Origin of the sequence: Propionibacterium australiense (genome assembly GCF_003666605.1) — a bacterium.
GTDB lineage: Bacteria > Actinomycetota > Actinomycetes > Propionibacteriales > Propionibacteriaceae > Propionibacterium > Propionibacterium australiense.
In genome coordinates this window covers 1-1,247 of the sequence record NZ_RCIV01000060.1, presented here as the reverse complement: position 1 = coordinate 1,247, position 1,247 = coordinate 1, and the positions used below count along the sequence as shown (strand labels likewise).

Sequence of the window (1,247 nt, the reverse complement as noted above, 5' to 3'; positions counted from 1 at the left end):
TGGGCCGCCCCCTTGGTTAGGTCCGGTCGTTATGTGAGTCGTCGGTGTTTGTTTGATGAGTGCACTGTCGAGCATACTCGGCTGGGGTTAGGTAGCCGAGCGAGGAGTGTCGACGGTATTGGTTGTATTCGGTCTTCCAGTCACCGATCACGACTTGGGCGTGGAGGAGCGAGTAGAAGCTGTTGATATTGAGACACTCATCGCGGAGTCGACTGTTGAATGACTCAATATAGCCGTTGCGCCACGGTGAGCCCGGAGGAATGAAGAACAGGCCTGTACGGGTACCAGCCCAGTCGGCCATCGCGTCGCTGATGAACTCAGGCCCATTGTCTGATCGAAGTACCGCCGGAGTGCCCCTGATGGTGACGAGGTCCTCCAGATGGGCGGTCAACCGGTCGGCGGTGATGGAACGCTCAACGAGTCCGCCAATGCACTCACGGGTGTGCTCGTCGACGATGGAACAGATTTTGATCGCCTTGCCCTGCTCGTCGGCATCGAACTGGAAATCCACCGCCCATACCACGTTCGGCGCCACCGCCATCGGCGCATCAACCGTCGAGGACCCCACCCGCTTACGGCGACGTCGCTGCGGCACCCGCAATCCTTCCTCGCGCCACAACCGTTGGACCTTCTTGTGGTTGACGCTCCACCCCTCGGCCCGGGCGTCGTGATACGCCCGCCGATACCCCCATCTGGGATGCTCCTTCGCCCAAGCACACAACCAGCCCCGAAACCCCCGGTCCGGGTCGGCGGCCGTGTCAGCCTTGAGTGGGCGCCGATAGGCAGACCGTGACAGCCCGACCAGACGACACGCCATCCGCTCGCTCACCTGCAGTACCCTGATCAGGTGAGTGACAGCAGCTCGGCGCCTGGCCGGGCTCAGAAGTTTCCCTCAGCCAGCTCCTTGAGCGCTGCCTTCTCCAACTCCGCCTCCGCCAGCAGTCGCTTCAACGTGGCGTTCTGTTTCTCCAACTCCTTCAGCCGCTTCGCATCATCGGCCTTCAAACCACCGTACTGGTTGCGCCACCGATAATACGTCTGCTCGCTGATCCCGAGTTCTCGGCACACCACCGCGATACCCGCGCCCTCAGCAAGCATCCTGTCCGCCTGCCCGAGCTTGCGCACAACCTGCTCGGGCGTATGCCGCTTCCTCTTGCTCGTCATGATCTACCCAGTCTCCCTGCCCGCAACCGCGAACGACAAGACAACTCCCAGAACCCCTGGCCCTAATCACTGGGGTCAACCCA

1 protein-coding gene is annotated in these 1,247 nt (G+C 61.7%); it reads right to left on the bottom strand.

Translation table 11 applies throughout. From position 1 onward, the window contains the following. Window positions 1–16: 16 nt before the first annotated feature. Window positions 17–1,164, bottom strand: a protein-coding gene (locus tag D9T14_RS13245; RefSeq protein WP_121588298.1) for an IS3 family transposase whose coding sequence is annotated in 2 segments (ribosomal slippage) — window positions 17–894 and window positions 894–1,164 — 1,149 coding nt in all. Because the reading frame shifts where the segments join, the coding sequence is not laid out codon by codon here. Window positions 1,165–1,247 lie beyond the last annotated feature (83 nt).